This window comes from Pedobacter sp. AK013, assembly GCF_014205835.1.
GTDB lineage: Bacteria > Bacteroidota > Bacteroidia > Sphingobacteriales > Sphingobacteriaceae > Pedobacter.
In genome coordinates, this window is sequence record NZ_JACHCQ010000002.1 from 119,142 (window position 1) to 134,732 (window position 15,591).

The window sequence follows — 15,591 nt, forward strand, 5'->3', positions numbered from 1 at the left end:
GATCATGAGTTTAACATATAAAGCGCGATCGGGCATTATATGGTCGATTGGACAGCAGTTTAGTGTTAAATTTATAAACCTGTTCGTTACCGTTATATTGGCCCGCTTATTAAGCCCTGCAGAATTTGGCTTAATCGCAATGCTATCTATTTTTATTGCTGTAGGTAATTCGTTAATGGATAGTGGCTTAACATCGTCACTAATCCGCACAAGGACTGCTGGACAAAAAGATTTTTCAACCATATTTTTCTTTAACCTGTTTGGGAGCATCATCGTGTATGGTGTTTTGTTCTTTGCAGCACCGCTAATTGCCAGCTTTTACAGACAGCCCTTGCTTACCGATATTGTTAGAGTTTACGGTTTAACGTTTTTAATCAACGCCTTTTTCAGCATCCAGAGTACTTTATTAACTAAGGAAATGAAATTCAAACTGCAAACGGTCATTCAAATACCTGCAGTAGTGCTGGGTGGTTGTTTAGGTATTTACCTGGCAAAAAATGGTTACGGAACCTGGAGTTTGGTTTGGATGAGTTTACTGAGTGCAAGTATTTCTACCGCATTACATTGGTTTTACTCAGATTGGCGGCCGCGACTGATTTTTAATAAAAAAAGCTTCAGGAAGCACTTTCATTTTGGCTACAAGATGACGCTTTCCGGACTGTTGGATACCATTTATCAAAATTTATATACCGTTATTATTGGTCGCTTTTATGCAGCATCCCAATTGGGTTTTTATGCCAGGGCAGATAGTTTAAGTCAGTTGCCCATTGGGATTATTTCTACAGCCATTAGTAAAGTAACCTATCCCATGTTTTCGAACATCAGCAATGATGATGTAAAGCTCAAAATGGTTTACCGAAGATTAATGCAACAAGTGTTATTCTGGAATGCACCCATCCTAATTTTTTTAGCACTTATTGCTCAACCTTTAATCTCCTTGCTTTTAACCGATAAATGGCTGCCTGCTGTGCCTTATTTTCAGATTTTATGTATCGCCGGTATTTTATATCCCTTACACGCATACAACCTGAATATTTTAAAAGTTAAAGGTCATAGCGGCCAGTTTTTGAAATTGGAAATTTTAAAAAAGGGGCTAAGTGTAATCGGAATTATCTGTGCAATTCCATTTGGCATTATGGGGCTTCTATATTTTCAGCTCTTCTTTACAGTTTTCGCCTATTATATCAATTCAATATACAGTGGTAAATTAATCAATTATCCACTTAAAGAACAACTTTATGATGTTGTACCTATTTTAATGTTATCTAGTCTGTTAGGTGCTTCTTGTTATTATCTTGATGCTTGGTGTTTAGCACATTATCACATCAATAATATTTTGCGCATAGTTGGCATAAGCATCATTTATGGCAGTTTTTACCTCGGTATAAGTAGCAGCATCAAACTAGCTGCACTCATTGATTTTAAACAATTAATCCTCAAACAATGATACCTGTAACTAAACCCTTTTTGCCGAAACAGGCAGATTTTAAAAGCTATGTAAGTAGCATTTGGGCCAGACAGTGGCTCACCAATAATGGTCCCTTAGTAAATGAGCTGGAGCTAAAGTTACAGCAATATTTAGGTCTGCCACATTTGTTATACGTAACTAATGGTACTATTGCATTACAATTGGCCATACAAGCTTTAGAGGTAAAAGGTGAAATTATTACCACACCTTTTTCTTTTGTAGCTACCACCAGCAGTATTGTTTGGCAAGGCTGTAAACCAGTTTTTGTTGACATAGATGAAAATACCCTTAACATAGATCCCAATAAAATTGAGGCAGCCATTACGCCTAATACCTCGGCAATTTTAGCTACACACGTTTTTGGAAACCCTTGCGATATCGAAGCGATAGACCGCATTGCAAAAAAACATAAACTAAAAGTAATTTACGATGCCGCTCATTGTTTTGGTACAAAATATAAAGGTAAATCGATCTTCGCTTATGGCGATGTAAGCACAACAAGCTTCCATGCCACTAAACTCTTTCATACCATTGAAGGCGGTGCGGTTTTTACCCAGAATCCTGAAATTTTAAAGAGAATGGCGTTGATGCGTAATTTCGGTTATAGTGGGGTAGATACTTTTTCGGAGATCGGCACCAATGCTAAAAACTCCGAATTTCATGCCGCAATGGGCCTCTGCAATTTAAAACATATCGACCAGATTTTAAACAAACGCAAAGAACTATCACTGCATTACGAAATGCGATTGAATAAAATTGAAGCTCAGTTTCAGGTGATCCAGGCCGATACTGAATTTAATTATGCATACTATCCTGTAATTTTTAAATCGGAAGAAGTTATGCTCGATTGCATGAAGCAGTTAGAACTGGTTCAGGTGTATTGCAGGCGGTATTTTTATCCATCGTTATCAGCGTTGCCATACATCGCGAAGATAACTATGCCGATATGCGATTCTATTTCTAAACGCATTATGTGTTTACCGCTTTACCACACCTTAACCGGTGCCGATCAGGATCTAGTGGTCAGGATTATTTTAAGAACGCAGAATTACCGCAAAAAACAAGTGGTTAAACTTGCCGATTATGGCACATTGGTTAATGGTAGAATTGGCATGGCAGTTAATGGCCATTAATAGCGGCTTCTATGATGAAACAAGACGATACTGATATAATGGTTAGCATTTTTTGCATCACTTATAACCACAGTAAATTTATTGCGAAAGCGCTGGACGGATTTCTGATGCAGCAATGTAATTTCAAAACAGAAATTATTATTGGCGATGACTGTTCTACAGATGGAACAACAGAGATTATTGATGAATATATTGCAAAACATCCCGGTAAAATTAAACGCTTAATAGCACCTCAGAACATTGGTGCTACTAAAAACGTTATTCGTGTGGCCTTAGAAACCAGGGGGAAATATGTTGCCACTTGCGATGGTGACGATTATTGGACTGATCCGAACAAGTTGCAAAAACAGGTTGATTTTTTAGAGAACAATCCTGAATACGTGATGTGCTGCCACTATACCCGCGAAATTAATTTTGATGATACTGAGTTGATTTACATGGATTTTAACCCAATTCCATTACAGTATAGCTTTAATGATCTGATTGTGAACAAACAAGCAGAAACCTGTACCGCAACTATTGTTTATCGCAATATAGATCCCATTAAGAATCTTTATAAAAACGACTGGCTTTTAAAATGTTATGCCTGCGATAAGTTATTAAAACTTTATTGCACTTGGATAACGGGTAAAAAAGTATATGTTTTGCCAGAAGTAATGAGCTGCTACAGGCGTCATCCTGGCGGTATCTGGAGCCCTGTATCTTATGTTCCGTTAAAGAAAATGCAACTGAGCGACTTTTATCTCATTATTAGGATTTTCACTTATACCGGTTTGCAGAAAACCAGGCTTTTGTACTTCTACTTTAAAAAATACTTCTTCTTTGAAGTGAAATATAAAACATTTAGAAACGCTTTTCAGACTATTAAAACGATTGTAAACTAATTCGAAATGGCTACTAAATTATGTTTCGTCATCAACAGTTTAGAAGGTGGCGGTGCAGAACGGGTAATTAGTAATCTGGCTAACCACTTCAGCGATAAAGATTGTAGTGTTACCATGATTTGTCTAAACACAGCAGGAGTTAGGTATGAAATAAATAAAAAAGTTAATATCATAAATCTGGTTAAGCGAAAAGATCATCAAAGTCTTTTCAACAGGCTCAGGTATGCTTATTTAACTTTTTATCGGCTCCTTCGTGTACTAAAGAAGGAAAAACCAATTTGTACCATCTGTTTTATGACATCTGCCAATGTTTGGGCAGGTTTATGTTGTGTAATTTTAGGCTTACCCTATCTGGTTTCTGAAAGAACAGCACCAGCGTATACCTTACGTCAATACAATAAATTGCTGCAGTGGATTGTATTCCACATTTATAGAAAATCGAAAGCCATTGTACTGCCTGCATTTGAAATGTTTAAAGGGTTTAAAAGAATTAAACAGTTCGAAACACTACATAATTTTAGAACCATACATAATCCAATCCATCACTTTTCTCATTCAAACGCAAGCCCTGTTCACAGTAAACGATTTATACTCTCTGTTGGCAGGTTATGTCACGAAAAAGGCTTCGACCATCTTATTGAAGCTTACAGAAACCTGGATTTGGCTGATGTGGATCTTTTAATCTCAGGAGAAGGGCCCGAAAGGGCAAGTCTCGAACGACAGATCGCCGATTTAAACCTAAAAAATAAAGTCAAGTTGATTGGCTTTAAATCTAATCTCCAAGACTATTATACACAGGCTGAAGTTTTTGTGCTTTCTTCCAGAAGTGAAGGTTACCCAAATGTACTGGTAGAGGCCATGGGAATGGGATGTGCTTGTGTTGCAATGGATTGTGAGTTTGGCCCTTCAGAGATTATTAAACACGGAGTTAATGGGTTTCTGGTTGCTAAAGGAGATATAGTAGAACTTTCGTTATCTATTAGTAAAATACTTAATAACAAATATTTAAGAAGGAAATTTTCAGAAAAAGCAAAATCGATCAACGAAACAAATTCTATTGAGCGTATTTCGGCCAACTGGGAGCAACTCATCATGTCATGATTAAAAAAATAATGTTTCTCTTTTTGTTGTTTGCCTACGTTTACGTAACAACATTCAACATCTTCATGACTGGGGTTTTTAGGATTCCGGCACCAATGGTTTTCCTGGCACCGTTAATCTATTTCTTCCGAACAGAAGAAACTGGCTTTCTTTATGGCAAAGAGTTATTTGTTTTCTTTATCGCTGCCCTGTTTTTTTATCTTATAGGCCAGTCAGATGTTACCGGTTTTTTTGCACTATTAATTGTTGCGGGTTGTTTTGCCTTGTTATTCAATTACGTTATCGGTACCAATTTAAAGCGAATGAACATCGCAGTCGGGTTTTTCTTTGGTGTATTGCTGCTTTCTGGAATCATCATGTTTATCGATCACCAGTATAATATGGCAGCCATCCGTTCGCTTTTAGTGCAGGAAGATGTATTGCAGGCGCCAGCTGGTATTTCGACCACTATTTTTACTTTCGGCTACCAAATGGCTGCTTTAACACCGTTTCTAGTTATTAATGCCATACTGTTTAAAAGAAGCTGGCTAATTAACCTGCTCTTATTCGGCTTAGCGCTTTCTCTTATCTTCTTTGGTATGCAACGGTCGGTTTTAGTAGCTTTTGCAGTTGTAACGGGGTTATTTTTCTTAAGCTATTATAAAGCTAGGTCAATTTTAATATTCGCTGTGTTTTGTGCTATCTTTTTTATTGCACAAAGTTCAATTGAACAATTTTCTGAAGGTAAGAAGCAGCAGAATATTTTAAATAAAAGTGCCGAAAATGCGAGGGGTAAAGAAGAGCGTGGCGATTTGATGGGAGAGAACATCCAAATTATAACCGATTATCCTTTTGGGTTATTGTTTTATGGAAAAACCTGGAACGATGTAGTTCAGCACAACTTTGTTTACAAAAAAGGGCCTGTTGTAATTACTTCCCATAATGCTTATTTAATGTTCATTACTTATTTAGGGCCTTTGCTGGGTTTTATTTTACTCATTTTATTATATCGAAAAGTAGGGAAGATTATTTTTTATGCCTTTCTGCATATCAAAGATAAGAAAAATGCACTCCTGGTCTGTTTAAGCTGTTCTTTTCTGGCCATATCCATCAATTCATTTTTCCATAACGAGTGGCTTCTGGCTACAAGTGGCCCTACATTGTTCCTCTATTTTGCCATTTTACAACTCTCTAAAATCAAAATGGAAGACTCCATTCTGCTTCAATACAATTAGCCGTTCGGGTTATCCTAACTATGCAGATTTTAAATTACCATAATTAAATTAACGAACATGAACATTCCATTTTCACCGCCGTTTATCGATCAATCTGTGATCGATGAGGTATTAGATACCCTAAACAATAAATGGATTACAACGGGTCCTAAAGTGAAAGCCCTAGAGCAAGAAATTAAAAGTATCACCGGAACAAATGAAGTGGTATGTGTTAATTCCTGGACATCCGGAGCTGTTTTAATGTTAAAGTGGTTTGGTGTTAAAGCCGGTGATGAAGTTATTATCCCAGCGTATACTTATAGTGCTACAGCTTTAGCCGTTCTTCATTGTGGGGCTACACCGGTTATGGTTGATATATTGGATGATTTTAACATCGATCCGGATAAAGTAAAGGCGGCAATTACTACTAAAACAAAAGCCATAATTGCAGTAGATATTGCAGGCTGGCCATGCGATTATACAGCTTTGGAAGAACTGATTACAAACCATAAAGTACAGAAAAAATTTAGGTGCGAATCAGAAAAACAATCCCTGTTAAAAAGAATCCTGTTAATTTCAGATGCGGCCCATTCAATCGGTAGTTTATTTCATGATAAACCGGCCGCTCAAAAATGTGATGTAACTATATTTTCTTTTCATGCGGTTAAAAATATAACCACAGCAGAAGGTGGCGCCATATGTTTAAATCTTCCATATCCATTTAATTCAGAGGCAGAATACCACTATTTAAAGATGTATACACTTAATGGACAAAATAAAGATGCACTTTCTAAATCGCGAGGTGGAGGCTGGCGCTACGATATTTTATTCGAGGGACTAAAGATCAATATGCCCGATATCTGTGCAGCTATTGGTCTTGCACAGATCAGAAAATATAACCAAGAACTTTTGCCGCAACGAAAAAAAATTGCCCAACGTTATTGTGATGGTTTTCAGGACGAAGATTGGTTTATCGCTCCACCACTGGTAAGTACACAAAGAGAATCATGCTACCATCTTTTTCCAATGCGCGTTAAGGGGCTTACAGAAGAACAAAGGGATCAGGTTATTGATGACCTTGCATCGTTAGGCATTGCCAGCAATGTTCACTTTATTCCAATGCCGATGCTCACCCTGTTTAAAAATCTGGGTTATAAAATTGAAGATTACCCAATGGCGTATCAGAACTATGCAAACGAAATTTCACTTCCTATTTACCCGCAATTAACAATAAGAGAGATCGAGTTCATTATCAATTCGGTTATCAGTTGTGTGAAGATACAATTAAATAACCGCATTAAAACTTCTGAAGAAGCATTTACCCCGCATAAACAAATGGCAATTGCATTATGAAAAAGAATAAAAAAAGAGTATTTGATGTGGTATTCGCAAGCATATTCCTAATCCTTTTTAGCCCGCTTTTAATCCTGATTGCAATTTTGATTAAGCTCGATTCTAAGGGGCCAATCATCTTTAAACAGATCAGGGTGGGGCGAAACATGAAAGATTTTCATCTGGTAAAATTTAGAACCATGCGTGTTGTACAAAGTAACCATAGTTTACTCACTATCGGGAACCGCGACACCCGCATTACCAGACTGGGTTATTGGCTAAGGAAATATAAACTCGATGAATTGCCACAACTGTTAAATGTTTTAAAAGGGCAGATGAGTCTTGTTGGTCCGAGGCCAGAAGTTAGAAAATATGTAAACCTCTATAATGATGAACAGCGTTATGTTTTATCCGTTAAGCCTGGTATTACCGATTGGGCTTCGGTAGCGTTCTGCAATGAAAATGAACTGCTTAAACATGCCGAAGACCCTGAAACTTATTATGTGGAACGCATTATTCCCGCAAAAATAAAACAGAACATGAGGTATATCAATCATAATGATATCCTAACCGATTTCAAAATTATTTTGTTAACGATTAATAGAATTGTCATCAACTAAAATAATATGTACGCTTCTCAAAAAACTATTAACGAAGAAGTTAACCTGAAGAAGAAAGTTTTCTTTATACTCAGCTCGTTAACCTCAGGTGGATCAGAACGGGTGTTCTGGAATTTGGCCCAAGGATTTAACAAAGATAAGTTTGATGTAACCATTGTGATTTTAGATTCAACTGTGAATTGTTTCTCGATGGATTTAGATCATGTCCGTTTTATCGATTTAAAAACCAAAAAAGCATCTAAGTCTTTTTTTGCGCTTTATAACCTGTTAAAAAAAGAAGAACCCTATGCCGTTTTTTCCACTACCGATCACATCAATATTTTGGTATCGCTGGTAGGGCGGTTTTTAAAAATCCCTGTGCTTATTGCAAGGGCTTCTAATATTCCTCACGAACAAAGATTGTTTGAGGGATTTAAATCGAGGTTTTACGAACTTTTTGCCAGTGCAAGTTATCGGGGTTACAAACAAATCGTCTGCCAATCGGAAGAAATGAAACAATCGTTGATTGAGACTTATCATGTCAACCAGGAGCTAATCAGGGTTATTGCCAATCCAGTATTACAAACCAATAAAATAAAACAGGTTAAAGCGCCAGATAAGATTTATAGGTTATTGGTTGTGGCCCGTTTTGCATTGGAAAAAGGTTTAGAGCGGTTGGTTGATATTATGGCAAACTTGCCCGAAAATTATTATCTCGATTTTGTAGGTACCGGGATATTAAAAGAGCAGATTAAAGCCAAAATCAAGGACCTGCAGCTCGATCATAGACTTAAAATTTTAGGAGAAATTAAAAACATTCACGAGGTGATGGTTCAGCACGATTTAATGGTGTTAAGCTCTTATACCGAAGGTTTTCCAAATGTGGTTTTAGAAGCGCTTACAGTAGGTTTGCCCGTGGTAACCTTTAAGGTGAGCGGAATTCCAGGGTTAATTATTGATGGCTTTAACGGCTATGTTTTAGGGCAGGATGATTTGCAAGGCTTTGGACAGAAAATTATCAAGGCTTGCACCCAAGATCAATGGAACCCAACAGCAATTAGGCAGCATGTATACCAGAAATGTGCGCTGGATAAAATCAGCGCCCAATATGAAGAATTAATCAGTTAACAATCTAAAATATTATTGCTATGTGTGGAATATACGGCACAACCATACCTTATTCAAACGGTACTATCCGTGAAAAAATGGCAAGAATCAGTTTTCGAGGTCCAGATTATACCGGTATTCAACATTACGATCAGGTTATTTTTGCGCACAATAGACTGGCTATTATCGATCTTGATGCCCGCTCCAATCAACCCTTCTCGTATATGCACCTCCATATTGTTTTTAACGGAGAAATATACAACTACAAAGACATTAAAAAAGATCTGGAACGGAAAAACTACCAGTTTAACACCAGCTCTGATACCGAAGTAATATGCGCAGCTTATCTGGAATATGGTACCGATTGCCTAACCCGTTTTAACGGGATGTTTGCTTTTGTAATTTATGATAGCCATAAAAACGAACTGTTTGGTGCCAGAGACCGCTTTGGTAAAAAACCATTTTATTATGCACACAATCACCTCTCGTTCGAATTTGCAAGCCAACCCTCGCAAATCAATATAGAGAGAAACCTAAGTGTTAACGAAGAAGCCATTAATCAATATTTAATTTGGGGTTATCTTCCAGAGCCTCAATCTATTTACGCAGAGGTAAAGCAATTACCTGCAGCTAATTATTTTAAATATGACCTTAAGTCTCATCAGCTTAAAATTACCGAATACTGGACTTTGGATTATGGCTGGAAGAACAAATTTAATGGTAGTTACGAAGAAGCTAAAGAAGCTTTAGCACTTATTTTGGCCGATGCAGTTAAAATCAGGATGAATGCTGATGTACCATTAGGTGTATTTTTATCAGGTGGGATAGATTCATCGTTAATTGCAGCTTTGGCAACAAAAGAAATAGACCATGTTAAAACATTCTCTATAAAATTTAACGAAAAAGGTTTCGATGAAAGTGCTTACGCCAATCAGGTTGCTAAACATTTGGGTACCGATCATTATACTATTGAGTGTAATTACAATGATGGTATTGACTTAATTGAAAACTTTAACCGTTTTTATGATGAGCCTTTTGCCGATTCGAGTGCAATACCTACCATGTTGCTCAGTAAAAATACTAGGAAACATGTAACTGTTGCATTGAGTGGTGATGCTGGAGATGAGGCTTTTTTAGGATATCATCGTTATAAATGGATAAAACAGATAAACAGCCTGTTTTATGCACCACACGGCATTAGAAAAGCATTGGCAGGCATAATTAACCAATCGCCAAGTTACCGGCATAAATTAATTGCCATGGGCATTTCTATGGAAGACGTAGAAAAATTATACGTAAAGATGTTTGGCAATATGGAAAACTCGTGGGTAAAACAACCCGATCTGGCCAAGCATAATCCACTGATGCATATTTTAACCAATCCATCTAAACCCTTGTTAGAGCGTATTTCTGATTTTGATATTAAAACCTATTTAAATGGAGATATTAATACGAAAGTAGACCGCGCATCAATGGCCTTTTCTCTAGAGTCGAGATCTCCTTTAATGGATTATCGGGTAATCGAGTTCTCTAGAACCCTGCCCACAGCATTTAAATACACCAACGGAAACCAAAAACGGATATTAAAAGATTTATTGTTCGATCGTGTTCCTGCGCATATGTTCGATAGGCCAAAAGCTGGCTTTACCATGCCATTCCAGCACTGGTTCAGAAACGAATTAAAAGATTATGTAATGGATAATTTATCAGCCGATAATTTGAAGAACATTCCCGGCATTCATTTAAAAAGGACACAAGAAATTATCAATGAGCATATGACAGGAAAATGGAACAGGTATCCACAGATATGGAAATTGCTGGTACTCTCTCAATGGTTAATTAAAAATAAATCAACGGCAGATAAAGTTTCATTATTAGTATAACATAATACAATGAATGCAACAGTTAATCTTTTTAATAAAATATTCACTGCCGATAAATGGAACATTGGTTTTGTTTATCAAACGCCTGAAGAGCTGATCAGCACAAAAAAGCTTGGCACAGCAATAAACTGGTTACAAGAAGATATCATCGATTATGCTGCTGATCCTTTTGTGGTGAGTATAAATGATAGACCAAGGATATATTACGAAGAACTGGATTTTTGGAAAGGGAAGGGTGAGATTATGATGATTGATGGATTCGACTTCAAAAACAAGAAGAAAGTGCAGGGCATTAAGCCAGAGGCCATCCATTTATCTTATCCATACCTTATTGAAGAAAATGGATGTTTGTACTGTATTCCGGAAACAGCAGAAGCGAAAGAAATAGCACTCTATCAGGTTGATCAGGATCATCCAAACCAGTTAACTAAAATAAAAGTGTTGGTTAGCGGAAAAGCTTTTGTGGATAGTTCGATTATTTATCATGAAAATAGATATTGGCTTTTTAGCAGTATATCCGGAGATCAAAATCACTTGTACATTTATCATTCAAAAACTTTAAACGGTCAATACACCGGGCATTATCAGAACCCCATCCCTGTAGAAAAAGAATTTTGCAGGGCTGCTGGAAGTTTATTTAAAGTTGGTGAAACGCTATACCGCCCCACACAAAACCCAATTAACCGTTACGGAGGTTCAATTATCATTAACGAAATTGAAGCACTGAGCGAAAAAACATTTACAACCACCAATAAATTCGAAATATTACCAGATAAATCATACAACAAAGGACTTCACAACATCAGTTTCGCCAACAACATTATTGTAATAGACGGTAAGCGGAAAGTGTTAAGCTTGATAATGCCCTTCAAAAAAATTGTTCGGAATCTTAAAAAAAGATAAATCGCCATTTGAAATATGACTACACGTGAAAGAAGAATGATTTTCATTTCGTTAACTGATGCCCCCAACGGGGCAGAGAATGTGCTGTTGATGATGGCTACGCAAGTTAATGGCGAAATGTACTTTTTAAAGAAACATGCTTTTAACGGGCTTAAAATTTCTGATGGCATTTTCAAAAGATACTTATCTAAAAAAACAATTTTATGGGGGCTTGTAAAAATGATACTACTGCTCCGAAAATATAAAAAGGACGATGTGGTAATGAGCACACATCCGTATTTAAATGCTTTTTTTGGGTTTTTAAAGCGTATAGGCTACCTCAGGCCGAAATTAATTGTACGCGAATGTACCTCTGTTTTTACCCGTTTCACCGGAATTAAAAAACACATTTATCAAATCATTTACAGCCTGGGGTATCCGGCCGTAGACTTAGTGGTTTGCCAAACCACATTAATGAAAATACAGCTGCTTGATCATAATAAATTTTTATCGAAGCAAAATATATTAGTACAACCCAATCCCATCGATTTTAATAAAATTATTGCTAAATCTGGACAGCCTTTAATTAATGGCGATGCCAAATTAGATTTTATTTGCTCTGCAGGAAGGTTGATTCCGGAAAAAGGATTTCCGATTTTGATTAAAGCTTTTAAACTCATTCAACACGAGCACCCCAAACTGAAATTGTTCTTACTGGGAGAAGGAAAAGAAAAAGCATCATTAATCAATACTATTCAGGAGAATAGTTTAAGCGATTCAGTTTTTTTAAAAGGGCAGATAGATAATCCGGCTCCATATTTTAAACAAGCCAAGCTTTGCGTGGTATCGTCCATAAAGGAAGGTTTTCCGAATGTGCTGTTAGAAATGATGTCCGTAAATAGCGCTGTAGTATCTACGCTTTGCGCAGGTGGAATAAGCGAAATCCCATCCATAGGCAAAGTTGAGGTAAACAATGTAGAAGCACTTGCCAAAGCAATGAGCGAAAAATTAAAGGACAACCAACATCAAGATCCTGAAACGGCGATGGAATATTTGTACACCCGTAGACCCGAGATATTTGCTCAATCTATTTTAAACGCCTTATATAAGCAAAACTAAGCCAAAAATATATACAAACCATTACCGCATTTCTTGATGGGATGCTTTGCTGTATCCTTAAAATAAACAATCAAGCCTTTTCGAGGCCATTCTTAACTGTTTCTCAAACTTAAATTTTATGAAAATTTTAATTACCGGTACAGCCGGATTTATTGGTTTCCATTTAGCAAAACGCTTGTTGGAAAGAGGAGATGTTGTTGTTGGCATTGATAACATTAACGATTATTATGATGTAAACCTAAAACATGCCCGTTTAGCGCAAACTGGTATCAACCATGTCGATTCGGTTTATGGTATTCCTCAGGTAAGCGATAGGTATGAAAATTACACTTTCATAAAGTTGGATATCTGCGATAAAGAAAGTTTAGAAAATTGCTTTAAAACTTATCAGTTCGATGCGGTTTGCAATCTAGCCGCGCAGGCAGGTGTTAGGTACAGTTTAACTAATCCAGATGCCTATATAGAAGCAAATATTAAAGGTTTTTTAAATATCCTGGAGTGTAGCCGCCATTTCAAAGTTGGCCATTTATTGTATGCCAGCTCTTCCAGTGTTTATGGATTAAATAAAAAAATGCCATTTTCTGCGCACGATAGTGTAGACCATCCGGTTTCATTATATGCAGCATCTAAAAAAAGTAACGAACTAATGGCACATGCATATAGCCATTTATTTAATTTACCAACTACTGGTTTACGTTTCTTTACAGTTTATGGTCCTTGGGGCCGCCCAGATATGGCCTTGTTCTTGTTTACAAAAGCAATTTTAGAAGGCAAACCAATTGAAGTTTTTAATAATGGTGAAATGAAAAGAGATTTTACCTATGTAGATGATATTGTTGAAGGTATTGTAAGCGTTTTTGATCAACCGGCCCGGGCAAACCCGAACTGGAATAACCAAAACCCTGATCCAGCTACATCGGCAGCACCTTTCGCCGTATTTAATATTGGGAGGGGAGCGCCCGTTAACCTGCTAGATTTTGTTGAAGAAATTGAAAAAGAAACCGGACTAACCGCGCAAAAAATATTTATGCCCATGCAAGATGGTGATGTGGCCGAAACATCAGCAGATATTGATGATTTGAAAAACCTGCTAAATTATGAACCATCTGTTTCTGTGCACAAAGGTGTAAAGAATTTTGTAAACTGGTTTACAGCATTTTACCACCCAAATTTACAGTTGGTGACAAAAACGGCACCTATTACAATTTAGTTTGTCATAGCTATGTAAACTAGATGTATAATAAATTTCACTTAACTGAATTTTTTAACTGTCATTTTACTATCTGTAAGCAATTGGTTTACAGTATAAGTAATGCCGAATATTAAGCCTATTATTTAATTATCAGCGTTTTAACTGCATTTTATTAAATATACTCATTTATCGCATATAGCGTTAAGTTGTAAATTTAAAAAAAATAAAAAATGCAGAGAATGACAAAATTGTTTAAAAAAGTGAGTTTAATTGGTTTAATGTTAACGACAATTATCTTCTTTAGTAATTGTAAAAAAAGTGTGAAAGCTGATGATAAATTGGCCAACAGTACAGAATTGTTTTCTAGCGATTCAACATCAATAATAGCAGCAACAAGTGGCAGCACAGGTAAATTAAGCCTTACAGGTGTAAAATCTGAAGGAGGTTATGCATATAAAATTTCAGAATCAATTCCTGGCGGCGACAATTCTACTTCAAAAGAACAATCGATTTTAAGATTATTTGAAAACGGAGTAGAACTTGGTCCTGCCCATAGTGTACACGACGATATCAGGAATTTAGGTAAAGGTAGGTTTAGCCACTGGGGCACTACGGTAATATTTTCAGCATCAGACAATACCGACCCAAGAACTAACGGCCGTTCTTATACTTATGTAATGGGCACCACAAGCGCTGTTTTACCACCAGCAGAAACCGTAACCCCGCCTGCTAATACCATTAATTCTGCTTTAGTAGGTTATGCTTTGGTAAATGGTAAAACAACTGGTGGTCAGGGTGGTGTTGAAACTACGGTAACCACACTCGATCAATTAAAAGCTGCTGTTGGCGATAACGTTACACGTACTATTTATGTGAGCGGCACCATCAAAGGCGCTGGTAAGGATATTGTTTATGTAAAATCAAACAAATCTATTATTGGTAAATCTGGAGCTGTTATAGAAGGGGTGAATTTATTTATTTATACAGTAAGTAACATTATAGTTCAGAACATTACCTTTAAAAACTATGTAGAACAGGCAGCAGTGCAAATTAAAGAAGCTGCTCATCATGTTTGGGTAGATCATTGCGATTTCTCTACAGATCGTACCCATGGTTGGGAGTATTGGGGTAAAGATATTTGCATTACCAGAGAATCTGATTACGTAACTGTTTCTTGGAGTAAATTCCATGATACCAACCTATCAGTACTAATTAGTGGCGGTATTGTGGGGCACGAAGCTGATAAAGGCAAACTACACGTAACCATGCACCACAATATGTGGTATAATGTTACCGAAAGAGAACCATCAATGAACTATGGCAGTGTACATATGTTTAACAACTATCACCTTAACAACTCTGGCTACTCTATCGGTACAAGAGCGGGTGGTATAGTAAGAACAGATAATGAATATTTCTCAAACTGTGTTAAACCATTAACGACAAAAGTGGCAAGCGATCCGGAAGGATATTTTAGTGGTATTACCACCAATATTTACGATAAATGCGGTGCAAACAATATAACGACGGCAGTTTCTACCTGGGTTCCAGAGTATGAGTACAAATCATTCCTTAACGATGCGGCTAGTGTGCCTGCAATTGTTACGGCAAATGCTGGTGCCAAGTAGGTAAAGCAAAACCTTCATATTTTTTCTGCAATAAGCCACCTGGATAGGTGGCTTTGCAGTTTAAATTAAA

General features: G+C 36.9%; 13 protein-coding genes. All 13 read left to right on the top strand.

Annotation, left to right across the window (positions count from 1 at the left end):
- The first annotated feature begins 4 nt into the window (after positions 1 to 4).
- On the top strand, positions 5 to 1,447 hold the full coding sequence (locus tag HDC90_RS01795; RefSeq protein ID WP_184463268.1) for a lipopolysaccharide biosynthesis protein: 1,443 nt from the start codon (positions 5 to 7) through the stop codon (positions 1,445 to 1,447).
- A complete protein-coding gene (locus HDC90_RS01800; RefSeq protein WP_184463270.1) occupies positions 1,444 to 2,601 on the top strand; it encodes a DegT/DnrJ/EryC1/StrS aminotransferase family protein in 1,158 nt (385 codons plus the stop codon). The genes HDC90_RS01795 and HDC90_RS01800 overlap by 4 nt, the downstream gene beginning before the upstream one ends.
- Positions 2,602 to 2,612: 11 nt before the next feature.
- Positions 2,613 to 3,485 carry a glycosyltransferase gene (locus tag HDC90_RS01805; protein WP_184463272.1) on the top strand — a complete coding sequence of 291 codons (873 nt, stop codon included), beginning with the start codon at positions 2,613 to 2,615 and terminating at the stop codon, positions 3,483 to 3,485.
- A 6-nt stretch (positions 3,486 to 3,491) separates the two neighbouring features.
- Positions 3,492 to 4,586 (top strand): glycosyltransferase family 4 protein, encoded by a 1,095-nt coding sequence (locus HDC90_RS01810; RefSeq protein WP_184463274.1) that lies wholly within the window; start codon positions 3,492 to 3,494, stop codon positions 4,584 to 4,586.
- A complete protein-coding gene (locus tag HDC90_RS01815; protein ID WP_184463276.1) occupies positions 4,583 to 5,800 on the top strand; it encodes an O-antigen ligase family protein in 1,218 nt (405 codons plus the stop codon). The genes HDC90_RS01810 and HDC90_RS01815 overlap by 4 nt, the downstream gene beginning before the upstream one ends.
- A 57-nt stretch (positions 5,801 to 5,857) precedes the next feature.
- On the top strand, positions 5,858 to 7,132 hold the full coding sequence (locus HDC90_RS01820; protein WP_184463278.1) for a DegT/DnrJ/EryC1/StrS aminotransferase family protein: 1,275 nt from the start codon (positions 5,858 to 5,860) through the stop codon (positions 7,130 to 7,132).
- Complete coding sequence (locus tag HDC90_RS01825; protein ID WP_184463280.1) at positions 7,129 to 7,731, top strand: sugar transferase; 603 nt, start codon at positions 7,129 to 7,131, stop codon at positions 7,729 to 7,731. Before HDC90_RS01820 ends, HDC90_RS01825 begins: the two co-directional genes overlap by 4 nt.
- Before the next feature lie 6 nt (positions 7,732 to 7,737).
- Positions 7,738 to 8,838, top strand: coding sequence for a glycosyltransferase (locus HDC90_RS01830; RefSeq protein ID WP_184463282.1), 1,101 nt, complete (start codon positions 7,738 to 7,740; stop codon positions 8,836 to 8,838).
- Positions 8,839 to 8,858: 20 nt separating this feature from the next.
- A complete protein-coding gene (gene asnB / locus HDC90_RS01835) occupies positions 8,859 to 10,700 on the top strand; it encodes an asparagine synthase (glutamine-hydrolyzing) (RefSeq protein WP_184463284.1) in 1,842 nt (613 codons plus the stop codon).
- Positions 10,701 to 10,709: 9 nt separating this feature from the next.
- Positions 10,710 to 11,603 carry a hypothetical protein gene (locus HDC90_RS01840; protein WP_184463286.1) on the top strand — a complete coding sequence of 298 codons (894 nt, stop codon included), beginning with the start codon at positions 10,710 to 10,712 and terminating at the stop codon, positions 11,601 to 11,603.
- Positions 11,604 to 11,618: 15 nt separating this feature from the next.
- On the top strand, positions 11,619 to 12,701 hold the full coding sequence (locus HDC90_RS01845; RefSeq protein WP_184463288.1) for a glycosyltransferase: 1,083 nt from the start codon (positions 11,619 to 11,621) through the stop codon (positions 12,699 to 12,701).
- Between the two features lie 118 nt (positions 12,702 to 12,819).
- Positions 12,820 to 13,911, top strand: coding sequence for an NAD-dependent epimerase (locus tag HDC90_RS01850; RefSeq protein WP_184463290.1), 1,092 nt, complete (start codon positions 12,820 to 12,822; stop codon positions 13,909 to 13,911).
- Positions 13,912 to 14,132: 221 nt separating this feature from the next.
- Positions 14,133 to 15,521: a polysaccharide lyase family 1 protein gene (locus HDC90_RS01855; protein ID WP_184463292.1), complete on the top strand. Its 1,389-nt coding sequence runs from the start codon at positions 14,133 to 14,135 to the stop codon at positions 15,519 to 15,521.
- Positions 15,522 to 15,591 lie beyond the last annotated feature (70 nt).

Bases quoted from the DNA above. Each gene is read 5' to 3' on its own strand.
- HDC90_RS01795 (WP_184463268.1), top strand. From the start codon at position 5: ATGAGTTTAACATATAAAGCGCGATCGGGCATTATATGGTCGATTGGA.
- HDC90_RS01800 (WP_184463270.1), top strand. From the start codon at position 1,444: ATGATACCTGTAACTAAACCCTTTTTGCCGAAACAGGCAGATTTTAAA.
- HDC90_RS01805 (WP_184463272.1), top strand. From the start codon at position 2,613: ATGATGAAACAAGACGATACTGATATAATGGTTAGCATTTTTTGCATC.
- HDC90_RS01810 (WP_184463274.1), top strand. From the start codon at position 3,492: ATGGCTACTAAATTATGTTTCGTCATCAACAGTTTAGAAGGTGGCGGT.
- HDC90_RS01815 (WP_184463276.1), top strand. From the start codon at position 4,583: ATGATTAAAAAAATAATGTTTCTCTTTTTGTTGTTTGCCTACGTTTAC.
- HDC90_RS01820 (WP_184463278.1), top strand. From the start codon at position 5,858: ATGAACATTCCATTTTCACCGCCGTTTATCGATCAATCTGTGATCGAT.
- HDC90_RS01825 (WP_184463280.1), top strand. From the start codon at position 7,129: ATGAAAAAGAATAAAAAAAGAGTATTTGATGTGGTATTCGCAAGCATA.
- HDC90_RS01830 (WP_184463282.1), top strand. From the start codon at position 7,738: ATGTACGCTTCTCAAAAAACTATTAACGAAGAAGTTAACCTGAAGAAG.
- asnB (WP_184463284.1), top strand. From the start codon at position 8,859: ATGTGTGGAATATACGGCACAACCATACCTTATTCAAACGGTACTATC.
- HDC90_RS01840 (WP_184463286.1), top strand. From the start codon at position 10,710: ATGAATGCAACAGTTAATCTTTTTAATAAAATATTCACTGCCGATAAA.
- HDC90_RS01845 (WP_184463288.1), top strand. From the start codon at position 11,619: ATGACTACACGTGAAAGAAGAATGATTTTCATTTCGTTAACTGATGCC.
- HDC90_RS01850 (WP_184463290.1), top strand. From the start codon at position 12,820: ATGAAAATTTTAATTACCGGTACAGCCGGATTTATTGGTTTCCATTTA.
- HDC90_RS01855 (WP_184463292.1), top strand. From the start codon at position 14,133: ATGACAAAATTGTTTAAAAAAGTGAGTTTAATTGGTTTAATGTTAACG.